Annotated in this window: 13 protein-coding genes and 1 pseudogene; 7 read left to right on the top strand and 7 right to left on the bottom strand. The window is 39.9% G+C overall.

Annotated elements, in window-relative coordinates; genetic code table 11:
- Window positions 1-8 precede the first annotated feature (8 nt).
- Window positions 9-1,598: a hypothetical protein gene (locus WG932_RS01755; RefSeq protein ID WP_483086716.1), complete on the bottom strand. Its 1,590-nt coding sequence runs from the start codon at window positions 1,596-1,598 to the stop codon at window positions 9-11.
- 425 nt (window positions 1,599-2,023) lie between these two features.
- Between WG932_RS01755 and WG932_RS01750 the strand changes: the two genes are divergently transcribed.
- The 5 genes from WG932_RS01750 (at window position 2,024) to WG932_RS01730 (ending at window position 7,115) form a co-directional block, all read left to right on the top strand.
- A complete protein-coding gene (locus WG932_RS01750) occupies window positions 2,024-2,248 on the top strand; it encodes a hypothetical protein (protein ID WP_483086715.1) in 225 nt (74 codons plus the stop codon).
- 110 nt (window positions 2,249-2,358) lie between these two features.
- A complete protein-coding gene (locus WG932_RS01745; protein ID WP_483086714.1) occupies window positions 2,359-2,952 on the top strand; it encodes a hypothetical protein in 594 nt (197 codons plus the stop codon).
- A complete protein-coding gene (locus WG932_RS01740; protein ID WP_483088549.1) occupies window positions 2,949-3,287 on the top strand; it encodes an exo-alpha-sialidase in 339 nt (112 codons plus the stop codon). Before WG932_RS01745 ends, WG932_RS01740 begins: the two co-directional genes overlap by 4 nt.
- 61 nt (window positions 3,288-3,348) lie before the next feature.
- Window positions 3,349-5,115, top strand: coding sequence for an FAD-dependent oxidoreductase (locus tag WG932_RS01735; RefSeq protein WP_483086713.1), 1,767 nt, complete (start codon window positions 3,349-3,351; stop codon window positions 5,113-5,115).
- 581 nt (window positions 5,116-5,696) lie between these two features.
- Window positions 5,697-7,115, top strand: a complete 1,419-nt coding sequence (locus tag WG932_RS01730; RefSeq protein WP_483086712.1) for a Gfo/Idh/MocA family protein — start codon at window positions 5,697-5,699, stop codon at window positions 7,113-7,115.
- Between the two features lie 249 nt (window positions 7,116-7,364).
- Here WG932_RS01730 and WG932_RS01725 read toward each other — a convergent pair whose 3' ends face one another.
- From WG932_RS01725 to WG932_RS01705, 5 genes and pseudogenes are all read right to left on the bottom strand, one after another.
- The gene (locus WG932_RS01725; RefSeq protein ID WP_483086711.1) at window positions 7,365-8,798 is read right to left on the bottom strand and encodes a GH39 family glycosyl hydrolase; all 1,434 of its coding nucleotides are present in this window, start codon (window positions 8,796-8,798) and stop codon (window positions 7,365-7,367) included.
- 136 nt (window positions 8,799-8,934) lie between these two features.
- Window positions 8,935-9,656 (bottom strand): annotated as a pseudogene (locus WG932_RS01720) (zinc-binding metallopeptidase family protein).
- Complete coding sequence (locus WG932_RS01715; protein WP_483086710.1) at window positions 9,589-9,978, bottom strand: zinc-ribbon domain-containing protein; 390 nt, start codon at window positions 9,976-9,978, stop codon at window positions 9,589-9,591. The pseudogene WG932_RS01720 and the gene WG932_RS01715 overlap by 68 nt, the downstream one beginning before the upstream one ends.
- A 177-nt stretch (window positions 9,979-10,155) precedes the next feature.
- Window positions 10,156-11,304 carry a Gfo/Idh/MocA family protein gene (locus tag WG932_RS01710; RefSeq protein ID WP_483086709.1) on the bottom strand — a complete coding sequence of 383 codons (1,149 nt, stop codon included), beginning with the start codon at window positions 11,302-11,304 and terminating at the stop codon, window positions 10,156-10,158.
- Window positions 11,301-11,561 (bottom strand): hypothetical protein, encoded by a 261-nt coding sequence (locus tag WG932_RS01705; RefSeq protein WP_483086708.1) that lies wholly within the window; start codon window positions 11,559-11,561, stop codon window positions 11,301-11,303. Before WG932_RS01705 ends, WG932_RS01710 begins: the two co-directional genes overlap by 4 nt.
- Before the next feature lie 355 nt (window positions 11,562-11,916).
- Here WG932_RS01705 and WG932_RS01700 point away from each other — a divergent pair, with 355 nt between their 5' ends.
- Window positions 11,917-14,016, top strand: coding sequence for a PVC-type heme-binding CxxCH protein (locus WG932_RS01700; protein ID WP_483086707.1), 2,100 nt, complete (start codon window positions 11,917-11,919; stop codon window positions 14,014-14,016).
- 5 nt (window positions 14,017-14,021) lie between these two features.
- Window positions 14,022-14,843 (top strand): c-type cytochrome, encoded by an 822-nt coding sequence (locus tag WG932_RS01695; RefSeq protein WP_483086706.1) that lies wholly within the window; start codon window positions 14,022-14,024, stop codon window positions 14,841-14,843.
- A 215-nt stretch (window positions 14,844-15,058) separates the two neighbouring features.
- Here the strand turns inward: WG932_RS01695 and WG932_RS01690 are convergent, their stop codons facing one another.
- Window positions 15,059-16,555, bottom strand: coding sequence for a BNR-4 repeat-containing protein (locus WG932_RS01690; RefSeq protein WP_483086705.1), 1,497 nt, complete (start codon window positions 16,553-16,555; stop codon window positions 15,059-15,061).
- Between the last annotated feature and the right edge of the window lie 11 nt (window positions 16,556-16,566).

The following is a 16,566-nucleotide window of genomic DNA, read 5'->3' as shown; positions in this document are numbered from 1 at the left end:
GGATAAGCTTACCACATGGTATTAATAATCGACAGCGTTTCAGCTACCAATTCATCCCCTCCTTTAGGGCCTATAAGTGTGCTCGCCGGAACAGCACCATAAGCACCTCCTTCGATGGAACGCTTGGTGGGTAAATAAGAACCTGATCCTGTTAGTTGTACAATAAAAGTTTGAATGGCTGGGCTCTGAGCCTTCATTTGCATCCCATAATCAAGGTATAACTCAAATGGATTTGTAGCAAAAACAGCATCACCAATCCTTACTACATGAACTTCTATGGGCATTTTAGGCTGGACTTTTTCCAATTCATACCTTTCAGACACCACCAAACCTCTTCTGAGTTTGCTGTAACTAATGGTAATGTCTTTGTACCATCTTGGGGTTTTTATTATGGATGGATTGTCCCGCAGCTCAGCTTTTAATTTTTCATATTCTGCCTGCCAGGTTTTAGCCTCCTTAGTGGCCTCCGCTACATCCTCTTTGCTAAGGAGACGTCTGGAAAGTGGCACCAATTTCATTTCATGTTTGAACTCAGGGGACCATTCTATATTGGCCTTCATGACTGGAAATAGATCGATGACTTCATCAGCTATTCGCTTGGCAATTTGCTTGCGTTGACCAAGACTTCCTCTGCCTGTCCCCTCTTCATCATAGCCTAGGAGATGTTGCATCCGTTCTTCGGCCTTGGAGCCGACCATTACATGAGGAGATTGGTCACCTGCTGCACTGGCTTGTGCCAAAACATATACTGATTTACCTAAACTTTTTCTTAAAGCCACTTTGGTGTCATGCCAAAAGTCTGCTGACAATTTGTAAGAATGTTCACTTACTTGTGAAGGTGAGGCTATATTGATAATAACACCGGTCAATTGCTTATTCATATCCCAGAAATACATCAGGTTTAAGCTATGGTCTTCATGTCCTTCTATATGACTAAATTCAGGTGAATTGGTATTGCCATACATCCTAGATTTGCCATGTTTGAGGGCCTGAAGTCTATTTAATCCCACAACAGCATGTCCAAGTCCAAGGCTCATTCCTCCGGGTTTCCTATTTTCCCAAGCACTAATTACTCCATCAGCTATTTTGTCTGCTGCAAAGGGTATATAATTTGCAGGGGACATTGCTGGCTTGCCATCTGTCATGTGTTCCAAGCTTACCCCATAAATGTCTTCTACAGCAGCTGTAGATGCTACGTAGGGTGCCGCATGGGTATGGGTAGCATTAACAATTATTTGTTCAGGCCTAATAGCAGGAATTGCTTTGATAACCCTGTTTCTTATTTCATCCCGTAAATTGGCTGTAGTCCTCATTCCATCACTTATCCCTACCAAGTCACAACTTATCCAAATGGTTTTCTCAGCATTCGCGCCTTCCCCTGACTCAATCGCCAGGATGGTAGCTGTAACAGGATCCATTACCCCTTCGGAAAGTCTGGCATAAAATTGCCCTGCTACTAGTACAGGCATATCAGGTGTTATATCCGCAGAGGCCCAGCCTATCTTAAGGGCATTACTTTTTCCTGACTGGGAAAACCCATTAAAGGGAATAATTAGTGATAAGAGGAGGATGAGAAATGGTTGTTTTAACCTAATCATATTTTGCTAAATTGAATTTAAATAACAATGAAGCATTAACTTAAAAACCATTGCCTCACTGATTTACTAATTTAATTTAAATTAACCCCTACTAAGTCCCAACCTAGATTTTGATTGAGCAGTGGGTTTAGAGAAAGCTTCTATAAAAATAGCCTAGAAAAACCCATGCCATTGTTGCAGGTAAACCTTCCTCTATAAATGTAATAATTTCATTTATACCCACTTTGCTTTCTAGGATTTTAAGCCAAGAAATTCAAGTTTTTGCACTTATTATTACCAGTAAAACAATTATACAAGTCTAATAAAAATAAATTGGCTATTTTGTACGATTAACATTCAATAGATATGGGATAACCCTATAATAAACCTAATCTATTGAGTTATTAGTATCAATTAACAAACAATAATTTTTGCCCATCAAACGAATGAACACCATCACAAAATCATCAGCCCTAGGACTACTATTTACCGCACTATTGTTTTCACAACTTATCAGTTGCACGCAAAATAAAGAACAAACCTCAATCGAAGATTATCCGGATCCGGCAATTAATCCCGACTGCAATTTAATGTTAACCGGCGATTGGTTTGGGCATCCGCATGACATTGATTTTGATAATCTTCCAAAATCCCCTCCCAACATGCTGTAGTAAGTGATGTAACTTACGGAAATGAGCATAATAGTTTTGATGAGGCGAAAGGCAGTGGAGGGGTTAATCAGCATTCTTATCTTACATTTTACGATAACAAATACTGGCTAATGTGGAGTGATGGACCGGGGGTTGAGGACCGAGTTGGTCAGGTAGTAAAATACGCTACCAGTCCTGATGGGCTTAACTGGACCGAACCAGATTTCCTTACGCATTACCCTGAAGGTTCCGGTCCCGAATCAACCCATTACAATACCCGGACCGAAAAAGGAATGCGTTGGATATCACGTGGCTTCTGGATAAGGGACGGAGAACTTCTCGCATTAGCTTCCCTAGACGAAGCGGCTGGTTTTTTTGGTCCAAGTTTGGAATTAAGGGCTTTTAATTGGAACAAAACTTCCAATTCTTGGGAAGAAAAGGGACTTGTTTATAAAAATGCAATTAATAATTTTCCGCCAAAACTGCTCCCATCCGGAGATTGGCTGATGTCTAGAAGAGCATATGATTATAAGGAAAGTGGCATTGAATTTCTGCTCGGCGGGACAAAAAACTTTGACCAATGGGAATCTTATCCGGTAATGGGCTCCACCGCAGATATGGACCCTGAAGAACCTTATTGGTGGGTTTTGCCTGACGGAAAAAACCTGATGGCACTTTTAGAGACAATAGAAAAAGCGGCTACCTCTACAGGGCATTTTCTATAGACAATGGAAGGACTTGGAGCAATCCAGTTCGAACTAACTTCCCTGATGCCCGATCAAAATTTAATGGTTTAAGGTTAAGTGATGGCAGGTATGTATTGGTATCCAACCCACACCCCAAAAGAAGAGATCCACTTGCCTTGTCCATTAGTGAGGATGGAATGGTATTTACAAAAATGGGTTACCTCACCGGTGGGCGTCATATTGATTACCCCCATGTAATTGAGCATAAAGGACACTTGCTTGTTGCATTTGCGGGATCGGCTAAGCAAAAAATCGAAGTATTAAAGATCAAAATATCAGATTTGGACAAACTGGAAATGCCTACTTTAAAATAGCAAATTAAAAATTGGCACCCCCCTATTAATTTAAAAATAGGTTATCCAAAACTCCTAAATAATGAAAAGAAGAAACTTTATAAGAATAAGTGCATTAGGTACCCTAATTACAGGAAGTGGGTTGTCTGCTTCTTGTATGGGTAAGATAGCAGACTCTAATCTAGAGGATATAACTGATATTGCAGTGGTGGGTGGTACTCCTGCAGGAATAATGGCTGCAATTGCTGCGGCAAGAATGGGCTCTAAAGTAATCCTTACCGAATACCATTCCCACTTAGGTGGCATGACCACAAGTGGATTAGGCAAAAGTGATATAGAAAATAAAGAAGCCATAGCTGGACTTTTTAAGGAATTTACAGAAAAAGTTCTGCAATACTATATTGATAAATATGGAGAAAATTCCAATAACATCAAGCTTTGCAAGGAAGGCTATTATTATGAACCGTCAGTTGCCGAACTTGTATTCAACCAAATGATAGCTGCGGAGAAGAATATAAAGCTCTTGTTCAATTATCAATTGGAAGAGGCTGAATTAGAATCCGGGAAAATCACCAAGCTTGGATTTAAAGATAGAAAAACCGGTGAGAACAAATTCCTTAAAGCTGAAGCATTTGTAGATGCCACTTACGAAGGGGATGTTTTTGCACTTGCAGGGGCAGCTTATCGCTTGGGAAGGGAAGGAAAAGAGGAATTTAATGAAGCACATGCCGGCCATATATTCTTTGATTTCAATGAAAAAGCATTTTTAGAAGGAGGTAGTGGTAAAGAAGATAGCAGGTTGCCTGCCTATACTTATCGGCTTTGCATGACAGATGACCCGGAAAACAGCTATGTACTTACTGATCCTCCTCATGGCTATGACAGAAGCAATTATGTAGCTTATTTCAAGGATTTAGAGGAAGGGAGACTAAGTGCTCCCAAGGTATTCAAAGAAGGACATGGATATTATGCAGACCACTTTGATACAATGGTCCGGGTCTTTTCTTTCACCGAAATACCAAATCGAAAGTATGATGTCAACATCAATCCAAGACCATTGGGATTCCCATTTGTGGGAGAAAATTACGTTTATCCTGAATCCGACTGGGCTGCTCGAGAAAGAATATTCCAGAGGCATAGAGAACTGACCCTAGGCTTGATTTACTTTGTTCAGAATGATCCGGAAATTCCGGAAGAACAAAGAAATCTTGCCAAAAAATACCACCTACCCAAGGATGAATTTACGGACAATGAACACTTCCCTTGGCAATTGTATATCCGTGAGGCCAGGCGACTAAAAGGAAAATATACCCTCACAGAAAATGATGTCACCCTAAATGGGGATGCTCAAAGAACAACAGTTTTTGAAGACACCATTATTACAGGTGAATTTCCAATAGATAGCTTTCCTGTTTCCAAGGTTCCATCAAAGGACAATAAAGTATTGGAAGGCTATATTGGGATGTATGAAATATCTCCTTACCAGATTCCCTACAGGATTCTGGTTCCTGAAAAAGTCCTGGGATTGATTGTTCCGGTGGCGGCATCCACTACCCATGTAGCATATTCTACCGTAAGAATGGAACCTTTATGGATGGGAATTGGTCAGGTAGCAGGTATCGCTGCCCACCTATCCAGAAAATTGCAGGTAGAAATTAAGGATGTACCTGTGCTACAACTCCAGGACATTTTAATTAAGAACCATCAAATCCTAACTTACTTTAAGGACATAGACAGGGCTGATAAAGCTTTTGACGCGGTACAGTTTTGGGGTACCAAAGGATTTTTAATTCCTATTTGGCCAGAACAAAGGAAAAACTATCCTACCAAGACTATAACCTATGGCTAAGTATTCTACGAAACATGCCCAATATGCCAAAAGATCTTTCTGCCGGCAAACCGAGCAAGTCTGTTGAAACCGTATCAATTTCTACCATTAAGAAACTTACTCAATCACTCAATAAATCAGGGGACTTAAATCTAAACGCAGACTCTTGGTTGTATAACAAAAGGGAAAAGGAATCCGAAGTACTTCGAGGGAAGCCTGCCTGGCCATGTATCAATTGTATCAGAATACTAGTTTGACTTAGAAAGTCACCTACTAATTAACTCCATCAAGTAATTCAATTTTCCTTATTTTATTAAGTACTGCCTCAATAGAAGTCAGCGTTCATTTATAGGTTTACTTGATGAACGCTTAATTTCCTAAGCCCTGAAATTCGTTCTAATATTCAAGTCGGGCTTTTTTATTTTTCACCGAAGCTCCGATAACGTTTCCGTTACTATTTTTAGAATATTCTTTCATTATTTCTCTTGTATTGACTATATAGTAAAGAGATTACTGCATATACAGAAATTTCATTGAAAGAAGGAATCCTCTTTACCATTCCAATTTTTACAACTTATTTTGACCACAAAAGATCTTGAAAAATGAAAAATAACCGCAGAGAATTTATCAAAGTTGCCGGTATGGCTGGTGCTGGCATTGTTGTAGGCGCCAGCAGGTCTCAAGCTGAAACCCAAAAGAAGCAGTTACACAAGCAGTCTTTTAACATGCATGGTTATGCTGCACCAAAATTGGACAGGGTACGGATGGGTTTTATTGGAGTTGGAAGCCGGGGTTCAGGAACATTAAACCGTTTTGCAAGTATAGCAAACGTGGATATAATCGCTTTATGTGATATTCTACCTGGAAACATTGATAAAGCACTTAAAACGATAGAAGGTTTTGGGCATCATCCTGAAACCTATACAGATGGAGAAGAAGCTTACAAAGCCCTTTGTGACCGTAATGACATAGACTTGATTTACATTGCAACTCCATGGAAGTTTCATGCTCCCATAGCAGTCTATGCCATGGAAAGAGACAAGCATGTTTATACTGAATTGCCTGTAGGTATTTCGCTTGAGGAATGCTGGCAGGTGGTAGAAACTTCAGAAAGGACAAAAAAGCATTGCTTTATGGGATGTGGCTCATGTCACGACGGCATGGCAGCTACCGTTTTAAACATGGCAAGAGATGGCTTTTTTGGCGAATTGATTCATGGAGAGGGTAATTATGTTCATGACAGGGTAAATGGCCCAGACAGGTGGGAAAGAGATGAAGACAATTGGTTCGGCTACCGACCTTGGCGCTTAAAAGAAAATGTAGGCAGGAATGGCAATCTTTACCCGCAACATGGTCTGGGACCAGCTGCTCAGATGATGGATCTCAATTACGGAGATCAAATGGAATATTTGGTTTCCATTTCCAGTGGTGATTTTACCATGGCTCCTAAAATGAAAAAGCTGGCTGAAAAAGACCCTTATTTCGAACCTTATGATGGGCTTAAATTCCGTGGGAACATGAATACTACCCTGATACGTACTTTTAAAGGGAGAACCATCATGTTGCAACACGACATAAGCTCGCCTAGACCTGGTTCCAGATTCCAACTGATCAGTGGCTCCAAAGGCATCTATGAAGCCCGCCCACCTAGAATTGCGATTAGTGAGGATTATATGGAAGAAAGTGAATTTAAAGCACTTGTAGAGAAATACACACCAAAGATGACGAAAACCTTCCAGGAGAAAGTTTCACAAGCTGGAGGAATCAAGGGAAGCAGATCTTACGAAAGAGTAACGGCCAGTGATTGGCGATTGATTGATTGTCTTAGAAATGGATTGCCTTTGGAAATGGATGTGTATGATGCAGCATTGTGGACAGCAGTAACTCCTTTGAGTGAACAATCAGTGGCCCAACAAGGAAAGACGATGAAGGTTCCTGACTTTACCTCAGGTGCTTGGAAAACAAATAAAAGAGGAATGGACATTGATTTAAAAGAAGGTGGTACAACCAATTTAATCTAAGGGCCGGAAGGAAATGTTTCATGTATATTAAAGGTAATTTCCCTGAACGGCAAATGGGATTTATGAAGCCTAGGTGCCAAGAAATAAAATCCTCGAAGAGGTTATTAACAGAACGTCTGTTAAGAAAATTCATAAGTTCCCTATGAAACCTGGCATTTTTTATGAATAGTGACAAAAAAATAAAGATTTCATTTTGGATTAAGCAACAGAAGTATTGGGTCCAACCCTATATAAAAAGGAATTAACACACTAATTATTAACTAATTCCAGCCAATCTTCATCTAAAATTACCACAGGCCAATCACCAATGGGTATATTTTGTAAGGATAATACTTTACCATTTCTAATGTAATTGTCTTCATCGAGGGAATAAACGGTTCCATCCATAAGGTTGAGGAAAACCGGTTTTATTATTTTGGTATGTGTTATGGTAAAGCTCACAAATTGTGTATCCATACTATCTTCAGGTTTCACTCCCCCTATCCATAAGGTGATGGCTGCCCCCTTTACACCTTTCTTAGTGTAAGAAAAAACCATCAAATCCTTAATTTCTTTTTCAACTTCAGCTTCTTCGATTTTACTAATTTTTCCTGAAAAAACACTCACCGTATTTTGGAAGGCTTTATAGGATAATTTGGGTCTTTCTATACTTCCATCCGGGGCCACTTTCAGGAGGCCTTTAGAATTGAGTCCTGCAAAATGGTCTCCCTTGGCATACTGCATGTCTGAAATCTGAAATATACTGGTAACATCTACACCGTGGCCCATGTCACCAAGCATCCTTCTCAGGACCCATTTGGCTTGAGAAGTTTCAGACCAGTCATATTTGGTCATCGCCCCAACAGATTGGCCTTTGGGAGTACTTGGCGCACCGTTTTCCCCTTGCCAAAGTTCAATTTCTGGATTAAAGGAGTTGACAATTTTTCTTAATTTAGCCACTGCCGAATAGGATCTCTCCGGCACCGAATTGTAACCATGAAAAGAAAGCACATCAAATTGATCCAATTTGTTTTTGGACTTTAAAATATCCAGAATTGACTTTACATATTCGGTCCTACTCAACCCTGCAAGGCCTAGGGCAATAATTTTGGCATCTGGTTGGATGCTTTTTATGATATCTCCAGTACGAACATGAAAAGCTGCAAACTCCTCAGCGGTCATCTTTTTACTTATATCCGGCTCATTCCAAATTTCCCATTCCTTGACCTTCTCTTTATACCGATTTACCATGGCTTCTACCCACTGATCCCAAGCTTCCAATGCCTCTTCTGAGGTAGGAATGCCCCCAGCTAAAGCCGCCTCTCCACCACCTGGATAAATGGGATTACCATAGGAAACCTGCAGCCAGGGTTGAACATCTTGTGACAATGCATCATCAATTATCTTATCCAACCATTCAAAATCATAAACCCCTTTCACCTGTTCAGATTTTGCCCATCCGCCTTGCAGACGGATACGCTTAGCTCCCGAAGGACCAAGGTATTCTTTATACGCATGGTAATCTGCATAATCCCGATCCAGGGTTTCACCTCCTATAGACCACCTGGAAGATTCTATTTCACTGGCAGAATAGGTTTTTAACTTTCCCAGAATTTCAAAAGAATAACTATCTTGAGTCAATCCTTCTTCGCAACTTAACCAGGAAAAAATAAGGCTAATAACAAATATTTTAAGGTATCTCATGGTCATTGTTTATTGATGTATCACTTTATATTTATGGTCTTTATTTATTATTTCAAAATTAAATTAGAATAAGACATTAATAATTCAATAGATAATTCCGATTTTTCCTGAACTTCTAAACTAGCTAGAACATATATTATTCTTGTTTCATATTTCTATTGATAAGTTCATGAATAAATGCCAGTTTTTTGCTAACTGGGGTTGAAATGACAAAAGGATAGGTATCCGGAAGTCCCATACTTCTATTAAGGCTATTCAAAGCCAAAGTCAAAGAAGTCCATTGATTGAGGAGTTGTGAAAAATCAACATAACCATAGGCATCCACGGTAAATTGGGTGGAAACAATATCAGGAATCCCTGTTAATTTGGGGTTAATAGCCAATCCAAATGCATAAGCCGTCTCTAAAGTATCCACTATATGCAGGTAATGCGCCCATGATTCTGCCCAATCTTCCCATGGGTGTGCACTGGCATAAGAAGAAATAAAATTCTCCTGCCAATTTTCAGGAGGGCCATTGCGGTAGTGAGATTCCAAGGCCTCCGGATAAGATCTCCTTTCGTCCCCAAAAGAGAACGGAATCTTTCCAACCAATCCGATTCCGCGATCAATACCTCCCAATAATAATGACCGATTTCATGTCTGAAATGTCCCAAAACGGTCCTGTAGACTTCGTCCATTTGTTTTCTAGCCATGGCGCGCTCTACATCATCAGCCTCTGCTATGTTCATGGTAATAATACCGGAAGCATGACCTGTCAACACATTTTCTTGCTGTTGGCTGGCTTTAAACTCAAAGCCCAATCCTTTCCCTGAAGATTCTTCCCACGGAAAAAGGGAGATTCCAACGCAATAAAGCATATACCAGCCTGTGTTTGGCTTGTTCGATTTTTATCCACCTTTTCTTATAAGCAGGATTAACCAAATCCGGTATAACCCTATTTAGCGAACAAGCCCTGCAAAAACGATCTTTTGAGGCATACGGAACCAACCAGTTGCAAGCGTCTAGCTTATTGTTTTCGCAAAAGCGAAAGGCAACTTTGTCTTCATCTTTTGTTATAAAATGGCCATTGGATTCTTGGAGAGCCAGCAGGTCCATACCAATAGGGTCAAAACCCAATGAGGACTGACAATGGCTACAATGGGTATTTTCAAAAAAGTCAGCTGCCGGCAATGGCCACATTTGAAAAGTTTCATGGTTATCTTTTTAGGCAATGTAACGAAATTCGGCGATATAAAAACAACACAAGAATTTCGAATTCAATTATAAAAATTTAGAGATACATACCATTAATTATTGTCAAAAAACCATCAAAATGGATGATGGCTTAAGACTAAAAAAAGATCATAAATCTTCAATTTAAACTTTATCTGGGACCACATAAGGTTCCCTATATATCCTAGAAAGCATGGTATCAGCTTCCGAGTCATTGGCAAATCGCTCATAATCTCCCATAAACTTTAGTTCACGTTTTACCCGGTAAGAAATATTGGCCAACAATGGCAAGGCTGTAGAGTAAAATCCTTCATGCATGTCACATTGTAGCATTTTATGGTCACCGGAACGAATGGTCTCAATAAAATTGGAATAAAGTGTGGCAGTTTGTTCTCCATTCGCTTTAGAACTAGCAAATGGTTGTGTTTCCCGATGATGGAAGGCCCTCCAGGAGTTACCGCTGATTTCTAACCACCCATCCTCACCATAAAACAAGTTGCCGACTTCTTGGCCACCACTTCCTTCATGGTTGGTATATCTACCACGAGCTTCATATTCTAACATGGTTCCGTCAGCATATTTAAATAGCCCAGTTTGAATATTGGGCGTTTCTTGAGCTGATTTATCATGCCCATAAGTGTTTACATCCCCATAAACTCTGGTACCCGGAGTACAATTTTCAGGTAGACAATCATCTAAGTTAAAACCATAGATACCTCCCATGGAATAAATGGTTTCAGGATGTTCGTTTTTCTGAAGTCCCCATCGGGCAATATCTAATTGATGTGTTCCAGTATTTCCTGAGTCACCATTTCCCGTATCCCAGTACCAATGCCAATTGTAATGACTTCTTTTATCATTGTATGGGCGGTAAAGTGCAGGACCCAGCCACTGGTCATAATGAAAACCTTCAGGCGGCCTGCTATTTTCAGCAGTACCGTATGAATTTCGTAATTTAAAAGTAAGTGCCCTGGCCATATAAACTTTACCAATTCCACCCTCATGCAAAAACTGTATGGCTTCCCTTACGTTATTGTAAGACCGGTTTGTTAGTCCTACCTGCACTGTTAAGCCGGTTTTCTGAGCGGCCTGAATCATCTTCCTTCCCTCCCAGATATTATGAGAAGCCGGTTTTTCTACATACACATGCTTGCCTGCCTGCATCGCCCAGATGGAAGCCAAAGCATGCCAGTGATTAGGTGTAGCAATAGAAACAGCATCTATTTCCTCATTATCTAACACTTTACGCAGATCCCATTCCAATTTGGGCTTCACCCCTGTCTTTTCACTCACAATTTTGCTTTGGCATCAAATAAGTTTTCATCGGTATCACAAAGTACATTTAGCGTTACATTATGGCTATCTTTAATATTGCAGTAATTGTCTATATGAACAGTCCCTTGATTTCTTATACCGATTTGGGCTAAGTGAATCCGATCATTTGAACCTATAATGGATCCATAACTTTTTGCGCTAAAGGCCATTGCTCCTATAGTAACCCCGGCTGAACCTAAGGCTGTTTTCTTTATAAACTCTCTTCGTTTTGTCATATTGAATTAAAATGAGGTTTGGGTGAACAGAATAATAGCCATAAATAATAATTAATTGAAACAAAATGCGATTTTTTTGCATCCTTTTCATACTAATTAAGAGAGAAACCAGAAGTACCACCTGCTAAAATTGTCCAGAAAAAATGCATATTACCTGAATTTAGTTTACCGAGGGTTTGGCCTAATTTTTTTTCCTAAAGGTTATAATTGAAAATAAAACATTAATTATTTTTTTCTCAATAAAACAATGCTTTCTATTGAATTATTTTTTATACTTTTAGCCTCTTCTGCAAATTGACATTTAATCAATAGATTACGCTCAAGTACAAGCCAATAACCTTTAATATCAATTAACATGCATATAACCTTAATTAATCTAACTCCCAAAATTTTTAGTAAAAGGTCTTTGGGTGGAATTTTCATTTGCCTTTCTCTCCTGAATACAAGTTGTAAAGAAGAAGTCCAAGAAGAACCTTTTTCACTCAATGAAAAATATTACTCAGAAGACACTCAACTTTATTTACCGGATGATTTGGAGGCAAGTTTATGGGCTGAATCACCCCTATTTTTCAACCCAACCAATATGGATGTTGACGCCAAAGGAAGAATTTGGGTTACGGAAGCACTTAATTATCGTTTGTTTCGCAATGATCCCAATAAATTCAAGCACCAGGAAGAAGGAGACAGGGTGATGATTCTTGAGGATAAAGACGGAGATGGAAAAGCTGAAAGCTCAAAAGTTTTTGTACAGGACAAAGATTTAACTGCTCCTTTGGGCATATCCGTAATAGGCAACAAAGTCATTGTTTCTAGTGGGCCTTCCGTAATCATCTATACTGACGAAGACGGTGATGATAAACCGGACAATAAAGAGATATTCTTAACAGGTTTTGGAGGGTATGATCATGACCATGGCTTACACGCCATGATGGCAGGTCCCGATGGGAAATATTATTTTAATGCAGGAAATGCAGGACCCCATATAGTCACTGATAAAAGCGGATGGACACTCCGTTCAGGAAGTTTATACAATGGTGGATCTCCTCATATGATTGACAATGAGCCGGGAATGGTCAGTGACGATGGTAAAGTCTGGGTTGGGGGTATTGCCATGAGCATCAACCCTGATGGTACAGGCTTGAAAGTATTGGGTCATAATTTCAGAAATTCTTATGAATTGGCCCTTGATAGCTATGGCAATATGTGGCAAAATGACAATGATGATGATGGCAACAAAGGTGTGCGTGTATCCTGGTTAATGGAGGGCGGCAATATGGGCTATTTCAATACAGATGGCTCGAGAAAGTGGCAGGCTGACAGACGACCGGGCCAATCCATACCCATGGCACATTGGCATCAAGATGACCCCGGTGTAATTCCATTTGGAGACAATACCGGCTCAGGTTCACCTACAGGAATCACCTTTTATGAGAGTGATTTGATGGGAGAGAAATACCGAGGCACCTTACTGGCAAGTGAAGCTGGAAGAAACGTAATTTTGGCTTACAAACCTGAAGCTAAAGGAGCTGGTTTTGAATTAAATAGGCACAACTTAATTACTAGCTTGCCCGAAGAAGAAGTAGAAGATGCAAAAAGCCGAGCGACCGATGAAGACAAAACCAAATGGTTTAGGCCTAGTGATGTAGTCGTAGGAACTGATGGTGCCATCTATGTGGCCGATTGGTACGATGGCATGGTAGGTGGACATCGGATGATCGATAGTACCGGTTATGGTAGAATTTATCGAATTACTCCCAAAGGTAAAAAATTAAGCCGTCCGGAGATTGACTTATCTACTACTCAAGGACAGATAGCGGCTTTAAAGAATCCCGCCATCAATATTCGGAATGCGGGTTTTGGTTTACTTGCTGCTCAAGGTGCTCAGGCTGTACCTGCAGTAAAAGAAGTGCTTAAGGATAAAAACCCTTACCACCAAGCAAGGGCCATTTGGCTACTTTCTAAAATGGGCGAGGAAGGGGTTCAAATTGTTGAGGAGCAGTTAGAGGCTAGTAACCCTAATATAAGATTAACGGCTTTCAGGGCTTTGAGACAGGTTAATTCTGATATTCTACCTTTTGCAAATAAATTAAGTAAAGATCCCTCAGCAGCCGTGCGAAGGGAAGTGGCAGTGGCCATGAGGGATATGCCTTTAAACCAAGTCCAAGATATATTAATTGAACTGGCCTCCCGTCATGATGGTGATGACAGGTTTTATGTCGAGGCACTAGGTTTAGCTATGGATAGTAAAGAAGAAGAGATCTATCCTACGCTTCAGGAAGAAATAGGCGCAGAAGCACTTGACTGGAACCCAGGATTTGAAGACCTCACATGGCGGCTGCACCCCAGGCAGGCAGTCAATGGCCTGAAAGAAAGAGCTATATCCGAACAATTAACTGAAGCTCAACGAAAAAAGCGGTTACAGCCCTTGGCTTTATCAATGACCAAAGTGCTGTAAACGCCATGCAAGAAATTGCAGCTTCAGATATAGCGGACGTGAAAGATCAGGCATTATGGTGGTTAAGGTATAGAAGAAACAATGAATGGAATGGATTTGAGATGGAGATTCCTGAATTAAAAGCCAACCTAAGCCCGGATATCCAAAAGGAGATGTTGGCGAATAAATCCATCCTAACAAAAAATAATAGCGCTGAATCTGACAAAATAAAAGCAGCCCAAGCCATGGCGAAAGATAAAACCGGTGGCATGATGTTGATTGGTTTGGCAGAAAAAGAAGCGCTTTCAGAAGAATTGAAAACCGAAATTAGTAAGGTTATTTTCCAAAACCCTGAACAAGCCATACGCGTATTGGCGGGAGATTATTTCAGTAAGCCAGGCACATCAAATGCTATAACGCTAGAGGATATCAGTGCCATTGAAGGAGATGTAACCAAAGGAAAGCAAGTTTTCCTAGGCAAATGTGCAACCTGTCATCAGGTGGGTGAAGAAGGCCGTAACATTGGCCCGAATTTAAGCATGATTGGAGCGAAGCTTGATCAGAATGGCTTGTTTGATGCCATAAGCAATCCTAGTGCAGGGGTTGCCTTTGGTTATGAAATGTGGCTGATCAGCCTAAAAGATGGGACAGTTGCTTATGGATTCCTCCAAGCAGATGGGCCAATTGTTGTTTTGGAAGGACTACAAAATGAAGTATACAATATTCCAGCAGAGGATATTGCTGCGAGAAAGAGATTTGCAACCAGTATTATGCCCAAGCCTACTGATTTGGCCTTGAATGAAACCGATATTTCAAACCTTACCGCCTATTTGCAAGGATTAAAATAGCATGGTTAGCACAGTATAAAAATAGTAATCGCCAATCATTATCCTTTATATTGAAACAAGGAAATGATTGGCGATTTTATTTTAACTCGAAATATTGTTTTAGAAGGGCTGTTTCCCTTAAAATTTGAAATAAATCTATAATTAAAACCCATATTTTTCTAAGCATTCTTTACTCCATTGAGTCATCATAGAAAGCTCTTAAAAAGGCTTAATTATCATTTCAGTTTCACCTTTTTACTTTTCATTGTTTGCGGTAACATGGATACATTTCCATCTCGATCACTGATATATAAACGAGACTCAGAGGATTGTCTACCGTGCCCATCTGCCCAAATGGCATAAAAATCAGGATGAGCGTTGACCGGTCTCCTTGCATAAGTATGATTATAAGGGCTAACATTGGTCATTTGCTTTACCATCTCCCACGATTTACCTTGATCATTGCTTTGCCAAAGTGCAATTTCTCCTCCCGGGTTATAGGGCTGTGGCCCTACTTCGGTAGGTGCGATTAAACGCCAGCTACCTTTTTCGTCAATATAAAGCGAACCCATATCATAATTATTATCAGAAGTTGTAATGTCATTGATTTCCCAATCCGTTCCATTCCATCGGGCAGTTCTCCATGTTCTAGGACCATTTTGAGGACCGGCTTCAAAACCTTTGGAAGTAATGAAAAGAATTACAGGCCTATTTTCATTGTCATAGGTAATATCCTTCATATAGACATTTAGGTCTTCATCGTAATAATCGTAGACCAATCCTGCATTTTCAATGGAAGTCAAAGGTAAAGACAAGCTAGTCCCATCGGCTGCTCTCCAGGTTTCACCAAAATCAGGGGATTCAACATAATAAAGGTTGGTTCGCCAGTTTAATCCATTCTTTTCTTTGGTATCCGGATGAAAATTAAAAGCTGAGCCTACGACATTATTTCCGACAGCACTGATTTGATAATGTCCTTTTTTAATCGCTGCAATGCGTTTCCATTCAGACCAGTTCTTTCCATCTGGACTTGTCATAAAGCAAATCGTTCTATCTGCTGGATAATTGTACCTAGTAAAAAAGCTTACAAAACCCTTATCCGGCACATTCCAAGTCTGCATATAGGAAAAGTTATCCAAAGGTACTTTTTTGCCATTGTCCAATTTATTAGCCTCTACCACTTCAAATGATTTTATATCATACGGTTTCCGGCTTCTGTGAACATAGGAAGGCCTAGACGTACCATGAGAGGTAGAGAACAAATAAATATATCCATCCTTATCTATAGAAATTATGGGATTATCATGCGCATCTATGGTATTCTTATCCAAGACTAACGTTGGTTTGGGTATTTCCCCGGTTTCATGATCATAGTAAGAAACCATATGGTGCAAAGTAGAATTCTCAGCATCTGTTCCTCCATAACAAAAGAAAGTTTTATTTACTTCTTTTCTATAAATCGCAATAGGGTTGTGTTTGGCGGTATAAGTAGCCAATCCGCCACTATATTTAAATTTATATTCGTTATCTAGGGGCTGATTCATGTACCAAATCCCATTGTAGCCGTTCACCTTTTTATTAACCAATACACCTTCATGCCTTTGTAGGTCAGGATGTAATTTGGCATTTTCTTCTTTGGACTTTTTATCTTTTGACTGGTCTTGCCTTTGCACCGAACATCGGACAAATAATATGGAGATAAAAATCAAGAGGACAATTTTAGTTTTTTTCATGTATTCTTTTC

Source organism: Cyclobacterium sp. SOCE241 (assembly GCF_056867545.1).
This window is presented reverse-complemented; position numbering and strand designations above follow the sequence as displayed.

Coding starts and splice junctions, on each gene's coding strand:
- WG932_RS01715 (WP_483086710.1), bottom strand. CDS start 9,978: ATGTGGCCATTGCCGGCAGCTGACTTTTTTGAAAATACCCATTGTAGC.
- WG932_RS01705 (WP_483086708.1), bottom strand. CDS start 11,561: ATGACAAAACGAAGAGAGTTTATAAAGAAAACAGCCTTAGGTTCAGCC.
- WG932_RS01690 (WP_483086705.1), bottom strand. CDS start 16,555: ATGAAAAAAACTAAAATTGTCCTCTTGATTTTTATCTCCATATTATTT.
- WG932_RS01745 (WP_483086714.1), top strand. CDS start 2,359: ATGTGGAGTGATGGACCGGGGGTTGAGGACCGAGTTGGTCAGGTAGTA.
- WG932_RS01755 (WP_483086716.1), bottom strand. CDS start 1,598: ATGATTAGGTTAAAACAACCATTTCTCATCCTCCTCTTATCACTAATT.
- WG932_RS01725 (WP_483086711.1), bottom strand. CDS start 8,798: ATGAGATACCTTAAAATATTTGTTATTAGCCTTATTTTTTCCTGGTTA.
- WG932_RS01700 (WP_483086707.1), top strand. CDS start 11,917: ATGCATATAACCTTAATTAATCTAACTCCCAAAATTTTTAGTAAAAGG.
- WG932_RS01730 (WP_483086712.1), top strand. CDS start 5,697: ATGAAAAATAACCGCAGAGAATTTATCAAAGTTGCCGGTATGGCTGGT.
- WG932_RS01695 (WP_483086706.1), top strand. CDS start 14,022: ATGCAAGAAATTGCAGCTTCAGATATAGCGGACGTGAAAGATCAGGCA.
- WG932_RS01735 (WP_483086713.1), top strand. CDS start 3,349: ATGAAAAGAAGAAACTTTATAAGAATAAGTGCATTAGGTACCCTAATT.
- WG932_RS01750 (WP_483086715.1), top strand. CDS start 2,024: ATGAACACCATCACAAAATCATCAGCCCTAGGACTACTATTTACCGCA.